The organism is Pseudoalteromonas sp. PPB1 (genome assembly GCF_015356275.1).
In the GTDB taxonomy this organism is placed as follows: Bacteria; Pseudomonadota; Gammaproteobacteria; order Enterobacterales; family Alteromonadaceae; genus Pseudoalteromonas; species Pseudoalteromonas rubra_D.
Genome location: NZ_JACEQV010000001.1, coordinates 442,118 through 467,479 on the forward strand (window position 1 = coordinate 442,118; position 25,362 = coordinate 467,479).

The following is a 25,362-nucleotide window of genomic DNA, read 5'->3' on the forward strand; positions in this document are numbered from 1 at the left end:
AATGATGCCTTGCTAAGTTATACCGGTGGAGGTGGTGCCCCACCAAAGGTTGTGGGCGGCGGAGGTGGCGGTATGTTGCCAAATGTGGTTGGCGGTGGTGGTGGCATGGCTGTAGGTGCAGGTGGCACAGCACATACTGTTGAGGGCGGTGCTGGCGGCATGGCTGTGGGTGCAGGTGGCGGCGGCGGTGTCACCACAGGCTGGTCGGTCACATTAGGATCTGTATCATCCAGATCGGTATCGTTGTCGACATACCCATCGACATAATCCGTGCAAGCCTTAATGCTCACCTCGGCATTGCCAAAGCCATCATAATCCTTGTCCTGATATAACACATAGGGCAAAAAAGCTCCGCGATTGCGGATAAGCCTGTTTGCCCTTTTCATTGATACTTCAATTACGCGCACATCGTAACGAGTGTGATGGCATATCTCGATTTTTTTGCCCTTTGCATAGGCATTCATCGACGTAGCCACAAGCACGGCCATTGCAATGCGCGTTAAGTTAGAATTCATGAGTACCTCCCGGGTAATTGGGTACTCATAGAGTATGGCCAATAATCCGCCAACTTCAATGCAAAAAACTGAACAATCGTTTTAATAGTCTATTTACTGAGTCACTTCCCGATTGCAGTTTGAACTGTACACCCGCAATGAGCAGCTATAGTTAGACATATCACTTATCCACCGAGCGATATTTATGGCTGAAACACGTGTCTTAATTACAGGAGGTGCCGGATTTATTGCCCACCATCTAGTGCTGGAGATCCTGCGGAGAACAGACTGGTACATTACAACACTGGACAGACTCGACTACAGCGGTAACCTAAACCGCCTACAGGATGCATTGAACGACCTCCCTCCGGCCGTAACACGCCGGGTAAAAATCGTTTTTCACGATTTAAAAGCGGCATTAAACCCACAAATTATTCAGGAAATTGGTCGGGTAGATTATGTCTTTCATCTGGCTGCAGGGTCTCATGTAGACAGAAGCATTGCCTATCCAATGAGCTTTGTGCTGGATAACGTGGTGGGCACCTGTAACATTTTGGATTTTGCCCGTAGCCAGGATAACCTCAAACGGTTTTTTTACTTCAGTACAGACGAAGTGTTTGGTCCGGCCCCTGCCGATGTGCGCTATAAAGAGAATGACCGCTATAACAGTACCAACCCTTACTCTGCAACCAAAGCAGGGGGCGAGGAACTCGCGGTTGCCTACCACAACACATATAAAGTACCTGTCGTGATCACCCATACCATGAATGTTTTTGGTCAGCGGCAACACCCGGAGAAATTTATTCCGCAAAGCATCAGAAAAATACAACAAGGAGAAACCGTCACGATCCACAGTGACAAAACCTGTACCATCCCAGGCTCTCGCTTTTATATTCATGCGCAGGATGTTGCCGATGCCCTGCTCTTTCTGGTTGATAGCAACTGGTCTGAGAAGACAGACAATGAACAAACCCTTTGCCCTAAATTCAATATCGTTGGCGCAAGGGAGCTAAATAACCTGGAGCTGGCCCAAATCATTGCACAGGTGCAAAACAAACCGCTGCGTTACGAACTCGTCGACTTTCACTCTTCGCGGCCCGGACACGATCTGAGGTACGCCTTATGCGGTGAAAAAATGAAGCAATTAGGCTGGACACCAAAAGTAGACTTACTCAGCCGCTTAGAACAAGTTGTACATTGGACCTTACTTAATCCCAGATGGTGTTAGCTTATGAAAAATGAGACAGGGTAACACTGGTAATTCAACGCCGATGTTATATTCTGCTGTGGTGCGCTTATTCACAACCTGAACAAATAACCGAGTTAGGATAATGGGTGAGCCAAACACACAATAAGAATAAACATAAGAAAATCCGCATTGACCAAACGTCGGTGGGTGAGTAGTAAAAGCGCCAGGCGCATTAGGGATGTTATGACACAGCAATACTGGATAGGTGAGTTTTTTGTAGACTTATCACGTAATCAAATCACCGTCGAAGAAGAGATAAAAACCTTAGCACCCAAGGCACTGTCTGTACTCACGGTGCTGGCACAACATCAGGGGCAAGTGCTCAGTCAGGACATGCTACTGGATCAAGTGTGGCAAGATACAGTGGTCTCGCCTAACACCCTTCAGCGTTGCATTGCGCAGTTAAGAAAAGCATTAGGTGATGATGGCAAAGAACAGCATATTATCAAGACCCATGCCAAGAAGGGCTACAGCCTGGAATGCGAAGTACGCTGGCAAGCACAACCGCAAAGTACGACATCTGAACAGCACACAGAGAGCACTCAACCCGAACCAAACCCCACACCTGCGCCCGCTCAGGTACGCTCCCGCTCTCAATTTGGTTTTGCCCTGTTTGCAGCGGCGTTTTTTATTGTTGGCCTCGCAGCATCGGTCTTATTCGAACCAAGCTCAAGCGCACAGCTTACTATCAGCGAATTCCGGCCACTGACTGCCACAGATAACCGAGAAGTGGCCGGAATATATTCTCCAGACGGTGAATATATTGTATTTCACCGTTATTCCACGGAAGTATGCCGTAATAATATCTGGGCAAAACGCATCGATACCCAGCAGGAGTTTCGTCTCACGGACAACCTGGATATCAACGGACAACATCAGTTTTCGCCCGATGGCAAAACGCTGGCCTTCGTACAAACCTCTAACTGTATTCAGCCCGTAACACAAAAGCTCTGCTATCACCTGATGACGCTGGATTTCGATAAAGCACTGCAAACACCACAAACGCCGACTCGCGTGCTGGAGTGCAAAAACTCGCAGATCAGAGAGCCACAATGGCTGGACAGTGACCACATTGCGCTGCTGCAAAAAACCCATGAGCGCTGGAAATTAATCCGCTACTCACTGCAAGATAACACCAGCACCCCTCTTTATGAGGTCAGCGATGGCGATATCATCAGCTATGATTACTCGCGTAAAGACGGCCTGCTGGCGGTCGTACGCCTCGGCGAAGGGTCACATCATTATCTTGATATGCTCAAGCCCAATGGCGAGCAGGTATCCAGCCACCGCATTCACTACCCCAATACCATTGCCCCCTTTAAGTCTATCTACCCCAACTTTTCGCCCTATGAAAATCAACTCGCCTTCAGCACCGGCCGCCAGTTATACACCCTGACCTATCAGGGGCAGGTTAACCCGGTGACCCTGCCGGTGGATGAACCTATGGGCTCACCGGTGTTTCATCCCAGTGGCAGCCGTATGCTGGTGATCAAAGGACAATACGACAGCGATATTTATGCCATGCCTTTACACCAGGCAACACAGGCACAAACACATCAAATTTTAGAACGCTCGAACCGGGAAGAAAGCAACGCCCTGTTTCAGCCAGGGGGCGATCTGCTCGCCTTTAATTCTGCGCGCTCCGGACAAATGCAGATCTGGCTCAGTGACGGACAAGTCCCCCGTCAGCTTAGCAATTTCCCTATGGACACCTCTTTATATGAAACCCACTGGTCCGCCGATGGGACACAGCTGTTAGCCAATACCGACAAAACACTGGTGCGTTTCAACCTCGATGGCAGCCAACACACTGTGCCACTGGACTACCCGGTGGTGCAGCTGTTTCATTGGGACAGTCGCAACCAGACGGCCTTATCTCTGATCCGGGTCAATGGCATACTCACCTTTGCAGAGCTGGATCTGAACACCGCTGATGTGCGTATTCTCAAAGACCGCGACGTAACCTGGGCACTCAAAACCGCCGACGGGAGCCTGGTTTATACCGATCACATGGATCGTTTCTGGCGATCTGGCCCGGTTGAAGACCAACTGATTGAGCCGCTATTGACGCAAGGCAGCGAGCGACTGTTTACCGCGTTTGGCAATACCTTGTATGGGATCAACGAGGATGCCCAATTGTGGTCTTACGATCTGCACAGCGGTGATTTTGAGATCATCACCACTGTAGCAAACGATATTATCCGCATTTCAGCCGTCAACGATGCGCAAATCCTCCTCATCAAACAACTCACATCGCGTAAGGAAGTGGTTGAGTTACTACTGGCTGATTAACAGCATTGCTCAAGGGGCAGGCTACGATCAGCCCCTTAAGCAACACAATGCACGGGTTAAGGCTCGGCAAGCTGTTGCTTTTCCTGCTCGCTAAGCGTGCGCTGATAATTACTGTGGCTCAGGCCCAGCCACTGCGGTAAAGTTGCACTGACAAAAACGGAAGACCAGGTCCCTACTGCCACCCCAATGAATAAAGCACTCGCAAATCCCTGCAAACTGGCCCCACCGAGCCACCAAAGTGCGGCTATGGTAGTCAGTGTCGTCAGCGAGGTGATGGCGGTTCTGCCCAGTGTGCTGCCCAACGCCACATTAATGGTGTTGCTCACGGTGCTATCCGGACGGGCACGAACCAGCTCTCTGACCTTGTCACCAATGACAATCGAATCATTCAATGAGTAGCCAATGATGGCCAGCAAGGCGGCCAGTACTGTCAGGTCAAATTCCATTCCGGTCGCAGCGAAAAAGCCCAGTGTGATAAACACGTCATGTAGCAAGGCCAGACTTGCCGACACAGCCAGTCGCCATTCAAATCGTACTATCAGATACAGGCCCACTGCCAACAGGCTTACGAGCAATGCCAGCCCGCCCTGATCGATGAGCTCTGCGCCTATCTGCGCACCCACATAGCGGCTGTCAAGGATCTCCATCCCCAGATCACCGGGCAACTGAGTGTGCCAATCGAGCGGTGTCAGGCTGTTATTGTGCGGTGGCTGAAATAATTGCCAATGAAGCGCCCCTTGCTCAGATAATCGAAACTCCCCGGAAACATAGGGCGTCAGCTGGTCGCGTAACTCACTGCTGGAGATATCCTGAGCGAGCTGGAACTCACTAACATAGCCACCCGTAAAGTCCTGTCCAAACACCAGTCCATGCTGGTTAATGAGCACCGCGCTGAGTATGACCGCTATCAGACTGAGTAGTAATCCTGAGGTGCGAAGTGTTTGCCAGAGTTTATGCATATCAGGCTCCTTTTTCCGATTTGGTGCGATAGAACCACTGCGACAATTGGCCGGAGACCACCACACCGCAAAACATACTGGTGATGATCCCCAGTGCCAGGGTGATGGCAAAACCCTTAACCGGGCCATAGCCAATGGACATCAACACCAGCGCGGTGATCATGGTCGTCAAATTGGCATCTATGATGCTGCTTTGCGCTTGCTGATAACCACGTTTTAGCGCCATGCGCATGCTGCTTCCCTGTCGCCTTTCTTCTTTGATCCGCTCAAAGATAATCACATTGGTATCGACCGCCATACCTATCGTCAGGACCAGGCCGGCAATGCCGGGTAAGGTCAGCACAACGCCCGGTAGTAACGACATCAGGCCCACTAAACATACCAGATTCGCCACCAGCGCCATGCAGGCAATGACACCCAGCTTGCGATACCACAACAACATGAACCCCAATGTCAGCGACAGGCCCAGTGCCAGTGCACCAAAACCACTCGCGATGTTTTGCGCACCCAGGTTAGGCCCTATGGTGCGTTCGGTTACTATGGTTAAGGGCGCATCTAAAGATCCTGCCCGCAATAACAGCGCCAGATCCTGTGCCTTTTGCCACGACCCCAGGTTCGTTATGCTGAAGCGTTGTCCCAACACCTGTTGAATGGTGGCGACTGAAATCACCTGACTACTTTGGCGGATCTCACCCCGGCTATCGGCGATATACTCACTGTACATAGTCGCCATAGGCTGACCCACATTGGCACGGGAAAAACGCAACATTTTATCGCCGCCCCGGGATGATAAAAATAACTGCACCAGAGGTTTGCCATACTCGTCACGGCCAGCCTGCGCCGAGTCAATATCAGCCCCGGTAAAAATAGCCAGCGGGTCTAACCCCACCATGCCATGCTCAGCTTTGACGCGCTTGCCACCGAACTCCTGCAACGCATGGAAAGACAGTTGTGCTGTCGCACCGATGATCCGTTTTGCTGCCGCCGGATCCTGAACCCCGGGTAGTTCAATACGAATGTAATTGGCCCCCTGACGTTGGGTCACAGCTTCTGTAATGCCCAACTCTTCGATCCGCGATCTGAGTGTGGTCAGCGCCTGGGTCATGGTTTGTTTTTCAAAGGCTGCTTTGCCAGCCTCATCGTAGCTGAGTGTTGCCCGCAATAAATTACCGTGTTTATGTGTCTGGACGCTCAGGTGCTGAAACTGGGCCAGCAATGCCGTCTGTAACTGCTGCAATGCCGCCGATCCCTGGGGGAGCGCCACCAACTCAAGACCTGCAACCGAACTGCGTTCAATACGCACGCCTTTTAATTTATCGCGGATGCGCTGAGACTTTGCCTCCAGCGCAATATTTTCCATGCGCTTTTCCAGTGCTTTGTCGGTATCGACTTTCAACACGAACAGCACCCCACCATTTAAATCCAGGCCCAGCTTAATGGGTGATAACCCCAGCCGTTGCAACCAATACGGCGCAGTGGCTTGTTCAACCACTTTTACAGACGCCTGATCCCGCAACGCCTCGGCCAACACCGCTTGTGCAGAGGCTGAGGCAGTCTGTGACGTTAACGTCACCAACGTTGGCTCGCCCGAACCTATCTGTGCAACGCTAAAGCCGTGGCTTTGTAGCAGTTGCACGAGCGTGTCGGGACTGGGCAAGGTCTGCGCTTGTGGCAGCGCACTGATACTGAGTTGGGTTTTGTTTTGATATAAATTGGGCATGGCACACAAACCCAATACAAGGATCACCGCAACCACCAACAGCCGTTTGAGCCGCGCCGGCCAGGCCGTACTCGCAGCGTTCGTTCTTCTATTCATAATTAGACTCACTTATCGGTGAGCTGCACCGCTGAGCAGCTCACACTTTAGCTATTTACCTGATAAAACATGTCGCAGCCCAACCAGAGTTCTGGTCGCTGCGTATCGTGAGATCAGGCGCTCAGCTGATAAGTCAGTCTTGCACGGTACGTTAAATTAGCAGGCTGGCAGTCATTAATAAGACCTGTGCGCATACGCGAGGCACACTGATGCCAGGGTCGTGTTAAAGGTTGGTGAATATATTGCTGGCTCACCCGGTACAAGTCGGGATCAGCAAAGACATAGAGCAGATCATAATCTGGCTGTTGGTCCGGATGCAGAAAGTAACTGGGATGCGTTAATCGGCTCTGTGACGGCAGTTGCGCGGGATAGCTTGCCGGTTGTGAATGCGACACCTCAGTATCGGGCGCAGACAAGTGCTTTACCAGCGCAGTGTCGGTGGCTTTATGCCAGAGGTCATTGGTGTCAGGTTCGGTATCAACACTCACAGCCTGTGATAACACTGCCATTGAGACATGCGGGGTTTGCCAATCTGCGGCCACAGCATCACGACTACCCATATTCAGTAGCGTACATAGCAGCAAAAGCGGCACTAAATACCGCAATATTTTGGCAAATGTCTCATAACTCATTGGTCTGAGGTATAGACGACAACACCAGTTTTCAATAGCCATCACAAAAAATGACCGTGATACCGGGCAAAGCATAGCAGCGTAAAATTGACGAGAAATTATGTTGCGCTTAATCTTAGTCAAAACCACCATGCACCATTCGATTACCCCCTGTTCTATCGCACGCATTTAGTACAAAAATATGCCCTACCAACGGCCCTAATAAATCACAGCCTTGAGCGTAACGATCTCATAAATATTATCGAAACAAAAAAGCCGCGACACTTTTTGGTATCGCGGCTTCAAACTTTTTATACGCTATTGAGCTTATTCAAACTCAATGGTGACAATCTGCTTCTGGCTTTGACCATTGCTACTAGTGTAAATGTAATAACTAAATGAGTCGCTTGCACCATTTGCACTGCCATTTGGTGTATAAATAAATTCACCTGAGTATTCACTGATGGCGATCTCGCCGTAAGCTGGCGCATCTGCTAATCCGAATGTGACTCCAGTACCGCCTGGAAGCTTGCCAGCAAAAGTAGCATATTCAGTCGTTGTAAACTTAACATCAAGGCTGTTATCTACTTCAACCGCGCCAAAAATAGTACCGTTGTATCTATCAATCGCTTTATTTTTTCGGACATCTTGTTCGAAGTCGTGATACAAGAGTAAATCTTGTTGACAGCCCAGTTCCATTTCCTCTTTACAAGCATTTATCTCATCTTTAGATAGTGCACGAGTCCATATTGCTACATCGTCAATGTGACCTTTAAAGGTGTTCGTTGTTGTATCTGTCGAACTGTAGGCCCCGATACGAAGTGGTACGTGGTTGTTTAAGTTACGTTTGGTGCCTAAAGCAGTGGTACCAACTTGATTACCGTCTAGGTACATAGTCAAAGCGCTTCCTTCCCAATCAACAACTACTGCAGCATGATACCAACGTCCGGTAGTAAGTTTTTGACCCGTCGCTTCATATCCTTTTTTGCCATTGTTGTACGCATCATGATTCCACGTTAAACGATTTCTTGTGTTAACACTCCACGTCCAGCCTTTATAACCATTGGCACCACCAATTTTTTTATTGAGGATAATGCGAGTTTGGTTGCCAGAACCTGGTTCTAAATAGATCCAAGCTTGTGCTGTGAAGTTGTCACCACCGAAGTCAAGTGAACCATCGGTCGGATCACCAAAGTCAATATAATCACCATTGCCGTCAAACGTTAAGTATGTATTATGCTTTTCAAGCTCTGGCCCGTTCACTAACGTCATCGCACTCTCGCCTGTTAGATCTTCTAATTCACCGTTAACCATACTGTCAAAGTGATAGTAAGAAACTAGGTTTGAGTTACTCAACGAAGCGCCTAAGTAACGATTTGCAGCGATAGACTCTTGTGATTTTGCATAATCCCAAATACGAATCTCGTCAATATTCGCATCTAACTTCTTGCTAATGCCATCGTTGCCAGAACCCCACACAAAGTAAACGTTACTATCTTTTGCAGCATCCACTTCAGAAATGATTAGTTCACCGTCTAAGTATACTGACAACTGCTGAGTCGGCTGATCATAACTCACAGCATAGTGCTGCCACTGACCAACAGTGATTGTCTCAGTCGACTTAAACGTGGTGTTTGTTGCTTTCACACGTAAACGACCATCAGAGAATATTCTCACCGCAGCCTTTGAAGTGTTTGCGTCTTCTGAAAAAGTGAATAAATTAGAGTTTTCTTCTGGATTCAACGAGTTCACTTTTACCCACGCTTCAATCGTGTATGAACTGTTTGGATTAAAACCAGAGTCCATAGTTTGAACCATGCTCTGATCAGTACCGTTGATTACAATAGATTGACCAAAACCGCTCATGATAGATAAGTCTTGATGATATGGGCTTTCAACAGGGCTCCACTCACTACACTCAGGGTTACCAAAATCAGTACCATCATGCGGGGTTACACAGAAAGCAACATAGCTATCAATGTCTTCCAATGCCAAGGTGTATGATTGATAGGATTCACCCTCAATCACTTGCGCATCATCATTACTGCCTGTCGCAGAACGATACCACTGATAACGTGAGCTCTCTTCAATATCACTTTCATGATCAGTATAAGTGTATGACGCTGATACTGTAGATTTACCGATGAAATCGCCAGCTAATGTTACCTCAGAAGCCACTGGGGCATTGTTGCCATATGACAATACCGGTTCACCACATGCTGCACTGTTACTACATAAGTCAAATGATAACGCCGTTGTGAATGAGTTTTGCGCGATAGTGATTTCCGTTGGTCCACCAAAGTCTGTGGTGTCAAACTGGATCTCTTTCTCACTGTCTAACAATGGCCCGTAAGAACCTTTTTCAAACATCAAACCTTGGTTACCCATAGTGTAGATGTTATCTGCGGTACAAACGGCCTCTTGGACATTGTATTCAAACTCAAGCAATTTAAATGGCATTCTAAAGAATGCATTCATTTTTGTGTTGTTAACAAATTTTGATGCAGCATTGACGGTTAATGTCGCGTCAATCATACCGTCGTTATTAACGTCATGCGTAAGCTCTGGCGTAAAGGTAATGTCTTCTTCCGGGTCAAAGTAAACCTCAGTGCCATCTTCAAGAACTAAAATAGCCGTAGATTCAATGTTCAACTCAAAGTCTTGGTGTAAATCAAGCGCTGCACTTACAAAAGTATCAAGTGTACTGAATTTGTATCTGCGATATAAATCTTCACCAGCAGGTGCAAAATAGTTATCAATACATTGTTCAGAGGTGCCTTCCATCGACTCCATGCCAGCTTGTGCGTGCCACTTAGTCCAGTTAGAGCCCCAGTAAATTTCTTCGGATACCCAGTCAGTTAAATCGTGACCAGCTAAGAAACGCAGCTTATCTACTTCTAAACCAATCGCTTTTTCAATCGCCTTTCTTGCGTTTGAAGGCACCTCAGCTAAAGAGTCACGTGTTAGATTCTTAATGAAATAGATGATCTGTTCATTCGTCATGTTTGCAGGAATGAAAGAGATTGTTGTGGCTGTTGGATCTGAGACATCAGTACTGATAATTTCAATACCATCAACTGCACCTTTGTGAGCATATACAACATCAATAATATCAACGCCATTAACAAAACTCGTACCATGAGTGATATTGTCACTAACACCTCTAGCGTGATCTTCCGCTGTAACAACAGATAACTCATAAAAGTTGTTTTCAATTAATGAAGTTATTTTCTCATCAGTCAACTCACGCGTTAAATCGTAAACTTCTACACCGTCTTCCAATTCATAGCAATCGGCACGATTAAGCGCATTGGCACAGTTGTCACCGTATACACCAAACGATTCTGAACCGACGACTTTCTCATAAGAAGCATAATCAATTTTGGTTTGACCATTTAGTTTTTCAAACAGCGCTGATTCATATTTAATTAAATAGTCTTCAAAAATTAACTCAGCAGAGATTTGCACACCAGGAGACGACGCAATGAAGTTTGCGTTTTCACCAACGGTAAACTTGGTTGCTAAATTAACCGGCTGACCTGCTGCAATTTCATCTGGGAATCGTAAATCCATCTCAAGAGGAATGTCAGCTTCAACCCATCCACCGAAAAGGTCCATGCCGCCCACGTAATGGATCTTACCGTGTGATTCAATTCGAATAATCGCAGGATCATCCGGCAGATTTTCTTCTGGCACATTCCAAGTATGCTTCGTTTCAGTTGATGCCCACTGAGGAGAGCTCATACCTAATAATTCAAGTACAGTGTTATCACCCCAATAGCTACCTTCACCACTTACATCACCTTCCAACGTAATTTCCATTGAGTCCATATCTAATACGTCAACAGTAATCTGTGCGGTGTCAGTCGTATTGTATTGGTCATACACAATCACTTGTAATGTGTAAGTTGCGGTTTTTTCAAAATCTAAACGGGAGATAGTCGGGCTAATGCTTAATACACCTGTTTGTGCATCTAATACGAGGTCACCATCTTCATTACCGCTCAAGATTTGGAACGTAACGAAGTCACCAACATCATTTGCATCGGCTGCAAGTATGCCAATTCCTGTACCACTGACAGCAATTTCACTAACAGCAAACGTTTGGTCTTCAATCGTTGGGGCATTATTAACTGTAACTGTTAAACCGTCTTGCACTAACATAGTCGCTGAGCCAGACGTAAATACTTTATAAGTTACATTATCGATAACTTGTGTAGTTTCAGAGTCAACCCATTGGTTATTTGCGGCACCAACATAGTCGTCGTTGTCACCTAAAATACGTAAGTTTGAGTTACTGCTCACGCTCTTATTAAGCGTAATTGAGTTAGCACCTGAACCGCGGATATCAAATACTTCAACGTTACGTACACGTGAGGCTTGAGTTGCAAGGTCTAGGTTAATGCCTGAACCGTCAAATACTAATGTATCTGTGTTACCGCCTGCATCAATACGAGTGAAGGTGTTATCAGAAATGTAAATAGTATCTTCACCTGGACCTGCGTAAACGGCATCAGTGCCACCGTTAGTTCGAATGACGTCGTCACCTGTACCAGTGGCAATATTATCTGCAGAAGCAGTACCTGTGATTGTGTCGTTACCTTCAGTCCCCCAAAGAGTTACTAACTTGCCGTCACCATTTAGAACATACACAGCACCTGTGTTGTTTAAATTGTTTTTGTTCGCAGAAGGCGTACCAAATTGAATGTCTTTGATACCGTCGCCATTAATGTCACCTGCACTTGCAATGAATTGCCCAAGTTGCTCACCACCATTACCTTCAGAGTAAAAACCTTGTTGGGTTTCAATGATCTCACTAAGATAAACAGGCTCTGTACCTGCGCGGCCATAAACAGCGTATACACGACCCTTGTTGTCCTCTGCAAATGGGTCACCGATGATGATGTCATCAAAGCCGTCACCATTTAAGTCGCCTGCACCACCGATTGAACCTAAAATAACTTGTAGGTCACTGTGGTCGATATTTGACGCGTCATTGTGAATTACAAAACCGCCATTGCCATTGGCAATATCCGCAAGATTGATTTCATCAGCAACGTCAACACCGCCAAATAAGATGTATGCACGAGGGTGTTCAATACCAGAGCAACACCCTGTGTCTGTCAATAATAATGCGATATCGTCAACACCATCTGCGTTTACGTCACCTACATGAGAAGTAGTAAATGAAGGAAGTGCATCAAGAGTTGCATCACCAAAATCGAAACCATAATTGCCGCTGCCTTGTGGCGTGATCTTGATGCCGTTGCCTGCGGACTTAATACTATTATATTTAACAGCCTCTCCGCCGATACGGCCATGAACAACATAACTTGTACCAGAGGTATCAACAAATAAACCGTGGCTAACAATAAAATCTGTTAAGCCATCGCTATTAAAGTCGCCCGTTGGTAAAACTTGTGCGCCATAATACCAGTCGCTAAATAACTTTCTGCTTGGACGCGTAATCGCAAAACCTTGCTCGTTGTAGTCAGTCGCAACGTTAGCTAACTGAACAACATTGTTGTCTTTTTTACCGTAAACAACATACGCTAGGTTTGGATCAGCTGTACCATCTTCAAGTAAATCTCTTAATGCAAAAGAGCCTGTACCCGCTAAGAAACGAGTAACCGTTTCACCAATAACAATATCACCCAGACCGTCACCGTTAACGTCACCAACAACTAACGTACCACCTGCATAATCTTCGGTGTATGCACCGTGAATAGCAAAGCCATAGTCGCTCCCGCCAGCATTCATATCAGATAATGGCACATAGTTAGTACCAGCTTTACCAAATACAACATATACTGAACCAGAGTTATCGCCATTAGTTCCCGCATAAGGAGCACCAACTACTACGTCTGATAATCCGTCACCGTTAATATCAACACCACCAGCAACAGCAAAACCTGCGTTGTCGCCAGACTCTGCCCCCATGATACCAAAACCGCGAGTACCACCGATCACTTCTGTTAGTGATGGGAATGTGCCCGTTGCATCACTGAACAGAACGTAAGCAGCACCATTATCTTCGTACATAAAGGTGCCGTCATTTCTATAAACATCTGCTTGTGGAGAGCCTACAATGATATCGTCGAAACCGTCACCGTTTACGTCTCCAGCAGGAGCTACTGACCAACCAGCCCAGTCATCCGCTGCCAGACCATCAATGGATTGCGCATTGTTGTTTAGTGAATCGTTAATGTCAGTAACATTAATCGTAACTGGCGTGTCATAATAATTACCCGCGCCATCTGTAGCTCGAACAGTCAGTGAATACTGGTTATTACCTAGTTCAAAATCTAATTGCGTTTGGTCAGCAACTTTAATTTCACCTTTAACCGGATCAACTGAGAATACCCCTGCGTCGTTACCAGACACGATAGAAAAGGTGTAATGCTCAAGGGGGATATCCCAACGACCAGCTTCGAAGATTTGATAATGCAGTTCAAACTCACCAAAACGATTTGGTACAAGGTTTTCATTATTTGAATGCAAGTAACCTTCTAGCATCATAGGGGCAACGAAATTTAAGCGCACAGCAGCGTCAAAGATCTGTTTGTCTTTACCAACCGCTTGAACGAATACAACCGGATTGTTATACGATTTTGAGAAAGTAATTGAGAATGGATTTTCGATGTCGTTATCATCAACCGTGATAACACCTGTTTCACCAACAATAGCCATCGTCTCAGTAAACAATAAACCTGTACCTTGTAATGCAAATACGTTTACGTTTTCCGCAGCGTGTGAAGCATCATCAAGATTATCAATATGAACTTTTACTTTATTTGCAGACAGTTCATCAATTGCCACGCCACTTTGCGAAGTGCCGTTGTACGTCGATAAAGAAGTTAAAATATTCGGAGTGTCTGTCATCGGCACACTAAACGCGTGACCGTGGGTATTGTGTGTTACCGAAGTGCCTGTGCTTGACACGTCGATAGGCTTGTCGTTCCAAAAAGCTGAAATAGGCTCAGCAAATGCAATCCAACCTAGCGTTTCACCTTCGCCAGTATCAAGGAAGCTTTGTATAACACTCGTGCCTTTTTTATCTAACTCTGATTCAAGCACCGCTTCAAAGCCAAGTGCAGTCACATTGTCTAAACGATGGCGCATTAACAAGCGATTATTGTTCTTGCTTGTTACGCCAGAATAAGAATAAGTACTTACTTCGTACTCTACCTGATAGTCACTGTTTGACTGGATCTGACCAAACACGATTGGTGCTTGTGTAAAGGTTGAAGTAAATGAAATGGGTTCAAACGCTTCACCATTTGTTACCCAGTTTTTTATCTCAGTTTTACCAACTTCTAAACGTACCTTTTTGTCTGATTCGCCATCAAGGAAGCTAACAGTACCAATGATCGTGTTCGCTTTAGTATTTTCATCAACATTTATTGTCAATGGGGCCGGCGTTGCCTGAACAAAGTTGGGAAAACTAGTCCCCACAGTCAGTAATGCCAAGTACAGTTTGTTCCGCATTATAGTATTCATACCCCTCTACCTAGTCGGTAAATACAGCTTAAGATATGAATTTATCTCACAAAAATGAGATTTAAATATGGATAAAATAAGGAAGTGTAGACGTTTCTCATTAGCTCTATGCTTCTTAAACATGTCTAAAAGCTAAAGTTAACCGAAGTAAAATAGTGGCATGTACCAGCACATTTTAACGTAATGTGTTGGCTTGCTAAGGCGTAAAATACCGAGAGGTTTTAAAAGCAGGTTAGCAAACGCTTGCAAGCACAAGCGTTTGCTATTGTAAAAAGGGTGAGTCAGCCTGTAAGCCGGGTTCTGTTCTCTCCCGAGGGAGATCGATAATCATTCGTCTAGGCTTGGGATCGCTCCCAAGCTCGAGCAACCTACCCGGTTCCGATGCGGGCCACACCATAAGGAACCCTATTTGGTCTTGCTCCGGGTGGAGTTTACCTTGCAACCAACTGTTACCAGTGGCCCGGTGCGCTCTTACCGCACCCTTTCACCCTTACCGGTTCCGAAGAACTTAGGCGGTCTTCTCTCTGCTGCACTTGTCGTAGGCTCACGCCCCCCAGCCGTTAGCTGGCACCCTGCCCAATGGAGCCCGGACTTTCCTCCCCCTGATCATTTTCGTCACAGGCAGCGATTATCCGGCTGACTCAGGCGGGCGATTATACGCACCTTTGCCATAAAACGCAGCATTAATTTGCGTTACTTATCATTATTCCCCTTCGCGCTCGGCGATAATGGCTTTATACAGGGCGTTTTTCTTCAATCCGAAGTACTCAGCGGCAATACCGCAGGCTTTTTTCAACGGCATTTCCCCTTCCAGCAAGCCGATCAGTTGTTTGGCTTCCGGCGACATTTCGCTGCTCACCTGGGTTTTACCCGGCAGCATCAGTACCAGCTCGCCCCGCTGACGCTCAGGTTCGTTTTCAAGAAAAGCAATCAGCTCACACACTGGCCCACTGAAAAAGGTTTCATACGTTTTAGTCAGCTCTTTGGCGAACACTACCTGCTGCTGCTCACCCAGTGCTGTTTGCAAGTCAGCCAGACTGGCCATGATACGGTGAGTGCTTTCATACATAATGCTGGTGATGCCGGACTCATGTGCCTCTTTAAAGAAGCTCTGGCGAGCCTGGCTTTTAGCAGGCGTAAAACCAACAAACTGGAAGCGATCCGTTGGCAAACCTGAGCAGCTCACTGCCGCAATTGCAGCACAGGCGCCAGGCACAGGGGTAACCTGAGCGCCGGCTTCACGACATAAGTTCACCACTGCATAGCCAGGGTCGCTGATCAGCGGTGTGCCAGCGTCGGATACCAGCGCGATGTCCATGCCTTGCTCCAGCCAATCCAAAACCTGCTGCGCCTTTTGTTTCTCATTGTGGTCGTGCAATGCAAAGGTTTTTGCTTTTATGCTGAAATGACTCAATAATTTACCTGTGTGACGCGTGTCCTCGGCAGCCACTAAATCGACGTCTGCCAGCACTTTCAGCGCACGTTCACTGATGTCTTCTAAATTGCCTATGGGTGTGGCAACGATATACAGGGTGCCAATTTTGTCTGAGATTTCGGCATTTGTCATTGAGCTCTCCAGGGTCAGTCAGTAAGATATCCACAAACAAAAGGTATGAGTATAGGTTTGCGAGTGAGACTGAAAAATATAAGTCTAGTGATTGCGGTATTGTCAGGGTTATCGGCCTGCGGCACAACCCCTAAAACGGCATCAACGCAAGACAAACAGACATTGGCCACAGCCTCTACCGCACCAGCTGAACAACTGGATGCGCAAGGTCTGTTCGATAAGGCCAGCAGCAAACAAGGCGCTAGTAAAATCCAGTTGCTCTATCTGGCAAGGCAAGCCGCCATTGACGAGCAAAACTGGTCCATTCTGGAACAGGCTTGTAGCGAACTTGAAAGCAAAGCCAGTGTCGATCATGTACAAAACAAACTGTATACCGCGTTGGCCCGACAACAACAGCAGAAATTCAGCAGCGCGCTGGCCTTACTGCAAACGTTGGAGAGCAAATTAAAACTGCCCGAACATCAGGCCTGGCATCAGTATTTAATGGGCAGCGTGTATGCCGCCCAGCAGTTGCCCAAAAAAGCACTGGTCCATTATTTTAAAAGTGCCGACCTGGCCAACAAACACCAATTGTCGATTGCCGGTCTGAATCGGGACATCTGGCAGGCATTGCAGCAGTTGTCCTCCTATGCGCTGGAACGCTTCGATCGCGGCACGGTTATCCAGCAAGGTTGGGTTAAACTGGCCAAATATCATCAGATCTACCTCGGGTCGACGGTGCAACTTCATCAGGCGTTAAATAACTGGCAACGCCGATTTACCAGTCACCCGGGCAGAGAGATCATCCCCACTGAGGTAAAAACCACGCTGGATCTCGCGCCCTATAACGTGACCCGCATCGCGGTTTTATTACCAACCTCTGGCAGCAGTGAACGCCTGGGCAGAGCCCTCAAAAATGGCTTCCTGGCCGCAATGGACAACAACCGGGTTGAAGAAATTTTCTTTATTGATGAAACGCTGGATGTTGCACAAATTGATAAAGAGCTGCAACAAAGTCAGGCTGAATTTGTCATTGGTCCGTTACTCAAAAGCAATGTAGAAAAGCTCACCGCCAGTACATATTTAACAACCACACCTGCCCTGTTTTTAAATACCCTGGATACCGCTTCACAGGCCGGGAATCCAGACCATTATTACTTTGCGCTGGACCCCGAGCATGAGGTTGAGCAGGCCATGGTGCACTTTCTCGCCAAAGGCTATCAAAAGCCGATGCTACTGGCGCCCGATACCGCATCTGGTAAACGCCTGATCAGCCACTTTGAAACCCAGTGGCAGCGTTATAGCGAAACCCGCCCGGAAGTCGGCTTTTACTCAGACAGTGAAAACATGGCCGAAGTGGTTGGCCAACTGCTTGAAGTAGACAGCTCAAAACAGCGGATCAACACCATCAAACGTATGTTTCGCAAAGAGCTGGAAAGCGAGACCCGCTCGCGTCGTGATATAGATGCCATCTATATCTTAGGGGATGCCATTGAAACCCGCTTACTCAAGCCTTATCTGGACGTCAATGTCAGTACCTTTGCCGATCGTATTCCGCTCTATGCCAGCTCGCGGAGTTACAGCAAGCAGATAGACAAAACAGACAAAGGGGATCTTGAAGGGCTATTTTTCACCGAAGTACCCTGGATGCTGCCCGGTGCGGTAAAGTTGCAAAACTTGCGCGAACAACACTCTGTCTTATGGCCGGAACAATCAGACATTGAGCAACGCCTGTTTGCCATGGCCTATGATGCCCTAAACCTGCTCCCTGAAATTAAGCAGCTGAGTAAAATACCAGGCAAAGAATTTGACGGCCTGACTGGCGCACTCACCATCAAAGAAGCGAACCGGATTGATCGTCAGCTGAGCTGGGCACAATATCACAAAAAGCAGATTAGACTGGTGAGCCTGGACCAGCGCCCACCTACGCCGCTGTTTATGAAACAGCTGTATGACAATTATCAGGCACAGCAGTAAACGATGTTTGGCAACCTGTTCAGTCATAGCCGAGAAAAAGGCCAACACTATGAAAAGGTTGCTGAAACTTATCTTAAAAAGCAGGGTCTTAAAGCCATAACGCGTAATTATTTATGCCGCTATGGTGAAATAGACCTGATCATGAAAGAAGGCGATACCTGGGTGTTCGTCGAAGTAAAATTCCGCCGTGGCGGAGGCTTTGGTGGCGCAATACAGGCGCTGAGTCAAAGTAAGTTACAAAAATTGCGTCGCAGTATATATAATTACCTGCAACAATCTGCTTTGCACAATGTCCCTGTCCGAATCGACTTTGTAGCAATTCAAGGCGATAAAAACCCAGATATCCGATGGATTAGAAATATAACTTAGTATGCAAGAATCAATTAAAGAGATCTTTACCGAAAGTATTCAAGCACAAATTGCCGCAGGTGAAGCGCTCCCTGAGGTACTTGAATCAACGGCTTATGCAATTGCACAGTGCCTCATCAACGGCAATAAACTGATCTGTTGTGGCGTACCAAGCTGCCACATGATGGCGGAACACTTCAGCAATCTGTTGGTGAATTACTTTGAGACTGAGCGCCCGTGTCTGCCTGCACTGACCCTGAGCCAGACTCAGATCAACCTCAGCAATAACGACGAGAACCAGGGATCAGATTATTTTGCCCGCCAGGTTCGCGCTATCTCAAATGAAAATGATCTATTGTTTGTTGTGGCCATCGACGGACATGAAAAGAGTGTGATCAGTGCGGTAGAGGCAGCGCTGACCAATGATCTCAATGTCATTGCGCTGATCGGCGATGATGGTGGCGAGCTAACGGGGCTGCTGGGACCCAATGACGTAGAAATACGCGTACCCAGTAAACGTGCCAGCCGCATTCTCGAGACCCATTTATTTACCGTACACTGCCTGAGCCAGTTAATCGACAATATTCTCTTCCCACAGGACGCATAAAAGATGTTAAAACGACCTGCACTGATACTTTGCTCCGTGTTACTGATCCAGGGCTGCGCAGCCGCGGTTGTGGCCGGTACCGCTGGCGCTGTCACGTCAGCCAATGACAGACGAACACTGGGCTCACAAATTGATGATAACAATATCGAGATCAAAGGAACCCTGGCACTTAAGCGCATTCCGGCACTGGCTAACCACGCTAATATTAGCCTGGTGAGTGTCAACGGCCACGTACTGATGGTGGGCCAGGTGAGCACCACAGAAATGAAACAGCAAGCTCACAGCACCCTGCAAGGTGTTCAGGGCATTAAGCAGATTTACAATCAGCTGCGGATCGGCAGCAACATTGGTATCACCACTCAGACAAATGACAGCTGGTTAACCACTAAGGTAAAAACCAAGTTGATTGCCGACGATCACATAGATGGCAGCAATATTAAAGTAGTTACCGAAAACAGCGAAGTCTTTCTGATGGGCCTGGTCAATCAAACAGAAGCCGAACGGGCAGTTGATATTGCACGCAATGTGCACGGGGTGCTGAAAGTCGTGAAGGCTTTTGAAATCTTATAGGAAATAAATAATAAAAAACCTGCCCTATGGCAGGTTTTTTTATGTTTTGACGTGCTACTTTATCACTCTCAGATGCGAGGTTTTCTTCGCCTTTTCAGGCGTTTCTTTATCGACTGAAGTGGCTTCAACTGACTCCTCACGCTCTTCTGTAAGAGTCTGATCATCGCCTTCAGAGAGCATATCATCCTGCGGATGTTCCGGCTCAGAGAATATCGTACCTTCGCCATTCTCACGCGCATAAATTGCCAGCACAGCACCAATTGGTACATAAACCTGCATGGGCTGACCAGAGAAACGCGCATTGAAGCTCAGTGCGTCATTGTCCATTAAAAAGTTAGCAGCTGCTGAAGGGCTAACATTCAGCACTATCTGCCCCTGCTGAACAAACTGACGTGGTACCTCAACCGTCGGAAACTCAGCATCAACCACAATATGGGGTGTACACTGGTTATCGACAATCCAGTCGTAGAAAGCACGTAATAGGTAGGGGCGATTTGAAGTCATTAGCTGCGGATCTCTCGCTCAGCTTCAGTTAAAGAAGCCTGGAATGAATCGCGCTCGAATAAACGCAGCATGTACTCTTTCAGCTCTTTTGCACCAGCACCCGACAGGTCAATGCCAAGCTGTGGCAAACGCCATAATAGAGGTGCCAGGTAACAATCCACCAGGCTGAACTCTTCACTCATGAAGTAAGGTGCTTCACTGAAGATAGGTGCGATTGCAAGTAACGCTTCTGTCAGCTCTTTACGTGCCTGTTCGGCATCTGCGCCACCTAGCGCAATCTTTTCTGCAAGGCTATACCAGTCTGTTTCGATACGGTGCATCATTAGACGGCTGCGACCACGCATAACAGGGTAGACAGGCATTAATGGAGGATGAGGGAAACGCTCATCTAGGTATTCCATTATGATATTTGCCTGATACAGGCCTAATTCTCTGTCGATCAGAGTGGGAACTGTACCATAAGGGTTAATCTCATGTAGTGCCTCTGGCAAGTTGTCCTTTTCGGCCAGATGAATATCGACACTTACCCCTTTCTCGGCCAATACGATACGAACCTGATGGCTGTACATACAGTTTGCACCGGAGAAAAGAGTCATAACAGGGCGCTTATTGGCAGCAACGGCCATGCCTACCTCCATAAATTAATGACAAAGTAATAAAATCACTTTAATACCAATTTTATGTAATAAAATCGATAAAAACAGCAATAGGGGCTTAAGCCCCTATTGCATCAATTGCTGGTAAATGTCCAGATTAATGGACATCTCTCCAGTATTCTTTCTTCAGCAGGAATGCCAGAATGAAGAAGATAACCAGGAAGCCAAGTACTTTAATACCCATTGCTTCTGATTGAAGGCGTGAAGGCTCACCAACATAGGCCATGAAGTTAGTCAGGTCACGAACGGCCTGATCATATTCATCTGAGCTTAGCTCACCTGAACCATCTGTTGAGATGCTTTTCACTTTCTGAACGACTACGCCGTTCTCTTCTACTTCTTCAAATTCCGCAGTAGGCACACCTTGTAACTCTTGCAGTACGTGTGGCATACCAACCAGTGGGAACACTGAGTTGTTCACACCAAACGGACGGCTTTCGTCAACGTAGAATGACTTCAGATAAGTATAGATCCAGTCAGCACCACGTACACGAGCAACCAAAGTGAGATCTGGTGGCGCAGCACCAAACCATTTTGCTGCGTCATCTGTATCCATGGCATTCAGAATGTGACCACCCACTTTTGAACCATCAAAAATTAGGGTCTCTTTACCAATATCAACCGGGATACCGATGTCACGGAAAGTACGCTCATAACGCTGATACTGCATCTGGTGACAACCCAGGCAGTAGTTCATGAACAACTTAGCACCGCGTTGCAAAGACGCATTATCAGTCAGGTCATGGTTCGACTCCAGTAAAGGAACCGACGGACCGGCTGCCATTGCAAAGGTAGGCAGCAATGCGAATAAACCAATTAGTAGCTTTTTCATCATTTCGTCAACCTCGTAGGCAATGGCTTAGTAGTTTCATTCTTCGAGTACACAAACAGCAGTACGAAGAACATGAAGTAAGTTACGGTACAAATTTGCGACAGAATTGTTGAAGTCACTGTCTGCGGTGTTGCACCAGCCCAACCCAAGATGAAGAAGGTAACAACGAACTGAGCAATGTTCAGCTTGTGGATACCACTACGGTAGCGGATTGAACGAACCTTACCACGGTCTAGCCAAGGCAGTAATGCCAGCATCACGATAGACACACCCATCGCAATAACACCCAGCAGCTTATCAGGGATTGCACGCAGGATGGCGTAGAAAGGCGTGAAGTACCAAACTGGGAAAATATGCTCTGGTGTTTTCAGCGGGTTAGCCGCTTCAAAGTTAGGCGCTTCTAAGAAGAAACCGTTCATTTCTGGCATGAAGAATACTACCCAGCAGAACAGAATTAAGAAACCAGCCACACCCAGAATATCTTTAACGGTATAATACGGGTGGAAAGGGATCGCATCAACGATGTCTTTCTTACTTGTATAGTACTCGTGGAACTTGAATTTAGGCTTGTCTTCTTCAGCAACAGTGCCTTTTTTACGCTTGATGTCGATACCGTCAGGGTTATTTGAACCCACTTCGTGTAGCGCAACAATGTGCAGGAATACCAGGATAACCAGTACCAGAGGCAGTGCAATTACGTGCAATGCAAAGAAACGGTTCAGAGTAGCACCTGAGATTACGTAGTCACCACGGATCCACAACGTCAGGTCATCACCAATAACTGGGATTGCACCAAACAGTGAAATAATTACCTGAGCACCCCAGAATGACATCTGGCCCCAAGGTAACAGGTAACCCATGAATGCTTCAGCCATCAACGCCAGGAAGATAAGCATACCGAAGACCCACAGCAACTCACGCGGCTTCTGATAAGAGCCGTAGATCATGCCACGGAACATGTGCAAATAGACAACGACGAAGAATGCCGACGCCCCTGTCGAGTGCAAGTAACGCAGTAACCAACCGTACTCTACATCACGCATGATGTATTCAATTGAAGCAAACGCGCCTTCGCCTGAAGGAACATAGTTCATAGTCAACCAGATACCCGTCAGGATCTGGTTTACCAGTACCAGGATAGCCAGTGAGCCAAACAGATACCAGAAGTTAAAGTTCTTAGGTGCTGGGTATTGCGCGATATGCATATTCCAGACACGAGTCATTGGAATACGATCGTCAATCCAGTTCATCACAGCGCCGATTGCGCCTGGCTTATCAACCTTCGCAGTCATTATGCAACCCCTTCTTCTTCACCTACCAAAATGGTAGTGTCGTCAATAAAGGTATAAGGTGGGATCTCCAGGTTCAGAGGAGCTGGTACAGCCTGGAATACCCGGCCGGCCATATCAAACTTAGAACCGTGACAAGGACAGAAGAAGCCGTGCTCCGTTCCTTCAACCTTCTCACCAAAACCACCATTGAGGAACGACGGAGAACAACCTAAGTGAGTACAAATACCGACTGCGACAAAAATCTCAGGGCGCTTAGAACGATGAGGGTTTTTGGCAGAGTCGAGCTGTTGTGGCTCTTCTGAGTTAGGATCACGAAGGTTTCCTTCGTGTTTTTTCATTTCATCCAACATCGTAGGCGTACGATACACAACCCATACAGGTTTGCCTCGCCACTCAACACGAATCAATTGTCCAGGCTCAAGCTTGCTGATATCTACTTCTACAGGCGCACCTGCAGATTTAGCTCGCTCACTCGGATTCCAAGACGCAATAAAAGGAACAGCAGCTCCAACCGCACCAACGCCACCTACGACAGAGGTAGCGATAGTTAAGAAGCGACGTCGGCTGTTGTCTACAGGCGCATTGCTCATCCACTTATCTCCACTATGAATCTCAACACTTGCTATATTGAGAACATCAGTTACAGCAGGTTAATTTTAAGAAACTACAAAATAGACGCGATCATAAATAAATCCCTTGATTAAAACAAGGTTATTCCAGCACCATGCCCGAATAAACCCACGAATATTAGGGGATTGGTTACTTCGAGCATGAAGCCGATTTACTATGGTAAAACGTCATACGCGACCTTTCACTGACTAAGATCAAGCTCAGCAGGCGAGCTATCAAAATTTAACCAGTGTTTTCGCGACTCATTACTTGCCCCGCAATTGTAGCAAAAAAATGCGCTGAGATATCGTCCGAACTCGACTAATTATTATAATTATTGAACTTTTTTGACCATAAATTTGGCCGAAGGATTAAACGTGGCATTGAGAAGGAAAATGGACAGCAAAAATTGCGAAGATTTATGACTGCAAAAAACAAAAAACCCAGCACGAGGCTGGGTTTTTGCAATTCTGAAACGTAATAAATTAACGTTTTGAGAACTGAGTCTTCTTACGTGCTTTCTTAAGACCAACTTTCTTACGCTCAACTTGACGAGCATCGCGAGTAACAAAGCCAGCTTTACGTAGAGAAGGACGTAGTGACTCGTCAAACTCCATTAGTGCACGAGTGATACCGTGACGGATAGCACCAGCTTGACCAGTTGAACCACCACCTGCAACAGTGATGTATAGGTCAAACTTTTCTGTCATTTCAACTAGCTCTAGAGGCTGACGAACAACCATGCGAGAAGTTTCACGACCGAAGTACTCTTCGATAGAACGCTGATTAATTACGATGTTGCCAGTGCCTGGGCGTAGGAATACGCGAGCACTTGAACTTTTACGACGACCTGTACCGTAGTATTGATTTGCCATGAGTAGTGCTCCTTAAATGTCTAGAACCTGAGGCTGTTGAGCCGCGTGGTTATGCTCGTTACCAGCGTAAACTTTCAGTTTACGGAACATTTCACGACCCAGAGGACCGCGAGGTAACATGCCTTTAACTGCTTTTTCGATGATCATTTCAGGCTTTTTAGCTTGAAGTTTTTCGAAGTTTACAGATTTAAGGCCACCTGGGTAACCAGAGTGTGCATAGTACATTTTGTCCTGAGCTTTGTTACCAGTTACAGTAACTTTCTCAGCGTTGATAACGATGATGTAATCACCAGTGTCAACATGTGGAGTGTACTCAGCTTTATGCTTACCGCGTAGGCGAGAAGCGATTTCAGTAGCAATGCGACCTAAAGTTTTACCTTCAGCGTCAACTACGTACCAGTCACGTTTTACAGTTTCTGGTTTAGCAACAAACGTTTTCATTATAAAAATCCAAAGTTTTCAGTTAAAACCACAGGTAGTCCGAATGACTACCGCTCTACTTTTTGGTGCTTTAACCCCTTCGAGTTTAAGACTTTTTTGCCGCTCAAGTCAGTGGCTAAGCCGACGAGGGCAATAGTAACGCAACGTGGCAGGCCGCGGATTATAGCAAGGGTTTTGTCACGAT

19 protein-coding genes and 1 other RNA gene are annotated in these 25,362 nt (G+C 46.9%); 6 read left to right on the forward strand and 14 right to left on the reverse strand.

Features of this window, described 5'->3' with window-relative positions; translation table 11 throughout:
• Window positions 1–17 precede the first annotated feature (17 nt).
• On the reverse strand, window positions 18–515 hold the full coding sequence (locus IY568_RS01945) for a hypothetical protein (protein ID WP_194866649.1): 498 nt from the start codon (window positions 513–515) through the stop codon (window positions 18–20).
• 184 nt (window positions 516–699) lie between these two features.
• Here IY568_RS01945 and IY568_RS01950 point away from each other — a divergent pair, with 184 nt between their 5' ends.
• Window positions 700–1,722, forward strand: a complete 1,023-nt coding sequence (locus tag IY568_RS01950; RefSeq protein WP_194866650.1) for a dTDP-glucose 4,6-dehydratase — start codon at window positions 700–702, stop codon at window positions 1,720–1,722.
• Between the two features lie 204 nt (window positions 1,723–1,926).
• Window positions 1,927–4,035: a winged helix-turn-helix domain-containing protein gene (locus IY568_RS01955; RefSeq protein ID WP_194866651.1), complete on the forward strand. Its 2,109-nt coding sequence runs from the start codon at window positions 1,927–1,929 to the stop codon at window positions 4,033–4,035.
• Between the two features lie 56 nt (window positions 4,036–4,091).
• On the opposite strand, the gene secF is transcribed toward IY568_RS01955, so the two are convergent.
• The 6 genes from secF to rsmI form a co-directional block, all read right to left on the reverse strand.
• The gene (secF, locus tag IY568_RS01960) at window positions 4,092–4,994 is read right to left on the reverse strand and encodes a protein translocase subunit SecF (protein ID WP_194866652.1); all 903 of its coding nucleotides are present in this window, start codon (window positions 4,992–4,994) and stop codon (window positions 4,092–4,094) included.
• A gap of 1 nt (window position 4,995) precedes the next feature.
• Window positions 4,996–6,810 (reverse strand): protein translocase subunit SecD, encoded by a 1,815-nt coding sequence (gene secD, locus IY568_RS01965; RefSeq protein ID WP_194866653.1) that lies wholly within the window; start codon window positions 6,808–6,810, stop codon window positions 4,996–4,998.
• A 113-nt stretch (window positions 6,811–6,923) separates the two neighbouring features.
• Window positions 6,924–7,487, reverse strand: coding sequence for a hypothetical protein (locus IY568_RS01970; protein WP_194866654.1), 564 nt, complete (start codon window positions 7,485–7,487; stop codon window positions 6,924–6,926).
• 261 nt (window positions 7,488–7,748) lie between these two features.
• The gene (locus tag IY568_RS01975; protein ID WP_194866655.1) at window positions 7,749–14,921 is read right to left on the reverse strand and encodes a LamG-like jellyroll fold domain-containing protein; all 7,173 of its coding nucleotides are present in this window, start codon (window positions 14,919–14,921) and stop codon (window positions 7,749–7,751) included.
• Between the two features lie 273 nt (window positions 14,922–15,194).
• Window positions 15,195–15,565: RNase P RNA component class A (rnpB, locus tag IY568_RS01980), an RNA gene on the reverse strand.
• A gap of 59 nt (window positions 15,566–15,624) precedes the next feature.
• Window positions 15,625–16,488, reverse strand: coding sequence for a 16S rRNA (cytidine(1402)-2'-O)-methyltransferase (gene rsmI / locus IY568_RS01985; protein WP_138538336.1), 864 nt, complete (start codon window positions 16,486–16,488; stop codon window positions 15,625–15,627).
• A gap of 63 nt (window positions 16,489–16,551) precedes the next feature.
• On the opposite strand from rsmI, the gene IY568_RS01990 reads away from it, so the two are divergent.
• The 4 genes from IY568_RS01990 to dolP are packed head-to-tail and all read left to right on the forward strand — an operon-like array spanning window position 16,552 to window position 19,969.
• Window positions 16,552–18,444, forward strand: a complete 1,893-nt coding sequence (locus IY568_RS01990; protein WP_194866656.1) for a penicillin-binding protein activator — start codon at window positions 16,552–16,554, stop codon at window positions 18,442–18,444.
• 3 nt (window positions 18,445–18,447) lie between these two features.
• Window positions 18,448–18,813 carry a YraN family protein gene (locus tag IY568_RS01995; protein WP_010386592.1) on the forward strand — a complete coding sequence of 122 codons (366 nt, stop codon included), beginning with the start codon at window positions 18,448–18,450 and terminating at the stop codon, window positions 18,811–18,813.
• 1 nt (window position 18,814) lies between these two features.
• On the forward strand, window positions 18,815–19,399 hold the full coding sequence (locus tag IY568_RS02000; RefSeq protein ID WP_010386593.1) for an SIS domain-containing protein: 585 nt from the start codon (window positions 18,815–18,817) through the stop codon (window positions 19,397–19,399).
• A 3-nt stretch (window positions 19,400–19,402) separates the two neighbouring features.
• Complete coding sequence (gene dolP / locus IY568_RS02005; RefSeq protein WP_125558519.1) at window positions 19,403–19,969, forward strand: division/outer membrane stress-associated lipid-binding lipoprotein; 567 nt, start codon at window positions 19,403–19,405, stop codon at window positions 19,967–19,969.
• A 54-nt stretch (window positions 19,970–20,023) separates the two neighbouring features.
• On the opposite strand, the gene IY568_RS02010 is transcribed toward dolP, so the two are convergent.
• From IY568_RS02010 to rplM, 7 genes are all read right to left on the reverse strand, one after another.
• Window positions 20,024–20,473, reverse strand: coding sequence for a ClpXP protease specificity-enhancing factor (locus IY568_RS02010; protein WP_194866657.1), 450 nt, complete (start codon window positions 20,471–20,473; stop codon window positions 20,024–20,026).
• Window positions 20,473–21,099, reverse strand: a complete 627-nt coding sequence (sspA, locus tag IY568_RS02015; RefSeq protein WP_125558524.1) for a stringent starvation protein SspA — start codon at window positions 21,097–21,099, stop codon at window positions 20,473–20,475. The genes IY568_RS02010 and sspA overlap by 1 nt, the downstream gene beginning before the upstream one ends.
• Window positions 21,100–21,226: 127 nt before the next feature.
• On the reverse strand, window positions 21,227–21,964 hold the full coding sequence (locus tag IY568_RS02020) for a cytochrome c1 (protein ID WP_040644677.1): 738 nt from the start codon (window positions 21,962–21,964) through the stop codon (window positions 21,227–21,229).
• A complete protein-coding gene (locus tag IY568_RS02025) occupies window positions 21,961–23,253 on the reverse strand; it encodes a cytochrome b (RefSeq protein WP_010386600.1) in 1,293 nt (430 codons plus the stop codon). The genes IY568_RS02020 and IY568_RS02025 overlap by 4 nt, the downstream gene beginning before the upstream one ends.
• Complete coding sequence (petA, locus tag IY568_RS02030; RefSeq protein WP_010386601.1) at window positions 23,253–23,843, reverse strand: ubiquinol-cytochrome c reductase iron-sulfur subunit; 591 nt, start codon at window positions 23,841–23,843, stop codon at window positions 23,253–23,255. Before petA ends, IY568_RS02025 begins: the two co-directional genes overlap by 1 nt.
• Before the next feature lie 504 nt (window positions 23,844–24,347).
• Window positions 24,348–24,737 carry a 30S ribosomal protein S9 gene (rpsI, locus tag IY568_RS02035; RefSeq protein ID WP_010386602.1) on the reverse strand — a complete coding sequence of 130 codons (390 nt, stop codon included), beginning with the start codon at window positions 24,735–24,737 and terminating at the stop codon, window positions 24,348–24,350.
• A gap of 12 nt (window positions 24,738–24,749) precedes the next feature.
• A complete protein-coding gene (rplM, locus tag IY568_RS02040; protein WP_010386604.1) occupies window positions 24,750–25,178 on the reverse strand; it encodes a 50S ribosomal protein L13 in 429 nt (142 codons plus the stop codon).
• Window positions 25,179–25,362 lie beyond the last annotated feature (184 nt).

Bases quoted from the DNA above. Each gene is read 5' to 3' on its own strand.
- IY568_RS01945 (WP_194866649.1), bottom strand. From the start codon at position 515: ATGAATTCTAACTTAACGCGCATTGCAATGGCCGTGCTTGTGGCTACG.
- IY568_RS01950 (WP_194866650.1), top strand. From the start codon at position 700: ATGGCTGAAACACGTGTCTTAATTACAGGAGGTGCCGGATTTATTGCC.
- IY568_RS01955 (WP_194866651.1), top strand. From the start codon at position 1,927: ATGACACAGCAATACTGGATAGGTGAGTTTTTTGTAGACTTATCACGT.
- secF (WP_194866652.1), bottom strand. From the start codon at position 4,994: ATGCATAAACTCTGGCAAACACTTCGCACCTCAGGATTACTACTCAGT.
- secD (WP_194866653.1), bottom strand. From the start codon at position 6,810: ATGAATAGAAGAACGAACGCTGCGAGTACGGCCTGGCCGGCGCGGCTC.
- IY568_RS01975 (WP_194866655.1), bottom strand. From the start codon at position 14,921: ATGAATACTATAATGCGGAACAAACTGTACTTGGCATTACTGACTGTG.
- rsmI (WP_138538336.1), bottom strand. From the start codon at position 16,488: ATGACAAATGCCGAAATCTCAGACAAAATTGGCACCCTGTATATCGTT.
- IY568_RS01995 (WP_010386592.1), top strand. From the start codon at position 18,448: ATGTTTGGCAACCTGTTCAGTCATAGCCGAGAAAAAGGCCAACACTAT.
- IY568_RS02000 (WP_010386593.1), top strand. From the start codon at position 18,815: ATGCAAGAATCAATTAAAGAGATCTTTACCGAAAGTATTCAAGCACAA.
- dolP (WP_125558519.1), top strand. From the start codon at position 19,403: ATGTTAAAACGACCTGCACTGATACTTTGCTCCGTGTTACTGATCCAG.
- IY568_RS02010 (WP_194866657.1), bottom strand. From the start codon at position 20,473: ATGACTTCAAATCGCCCCTACCTATTACGTGCTTTCTACGACTGGATT.
- sspA (WP_125558524.1), bottom strand. From the start codon at position 21,099: ATGGCCGTTGCTGCCAATAAGCGCCCTGTTATGACTCTTTTCTCCGGT.
- IY568_RS02020 (WP_040644677.1), bottom strand. From the start codon at position 21,964: ATGATGAAAAAGCTACTAATTGGTTTATTCGCATTGCTGCCTACCTTT.
- IY568_RS02025 (WP_010386600.1), bottom strand. From the start codon at position 23,253: ATGACTGCGAAGGTTGATAAGCCAGGCGCAATCGGCGCTGTGATGAAC.
- petA (WP_010386601.1), bottom strand. From the start codon at position 23,843: ATGAGCAATGCGCCTGTAGACAACAGCCGACGTCGCTTCTTAACTATC.
- rpsI (WP_010386602.1), bottom strand. From the start codon at position 24,737: ATGGCAAATCAATACTACGGTACAGGTCGTCGTAAAAGTTCAAGTGCT.
- rplM (WP_010386604.1), bottom strand. From the start codon at position 25,178: ATGAAAACGTTTGTTGCTAAACCAGAAACTGTAAAACGTGACTGGTAC.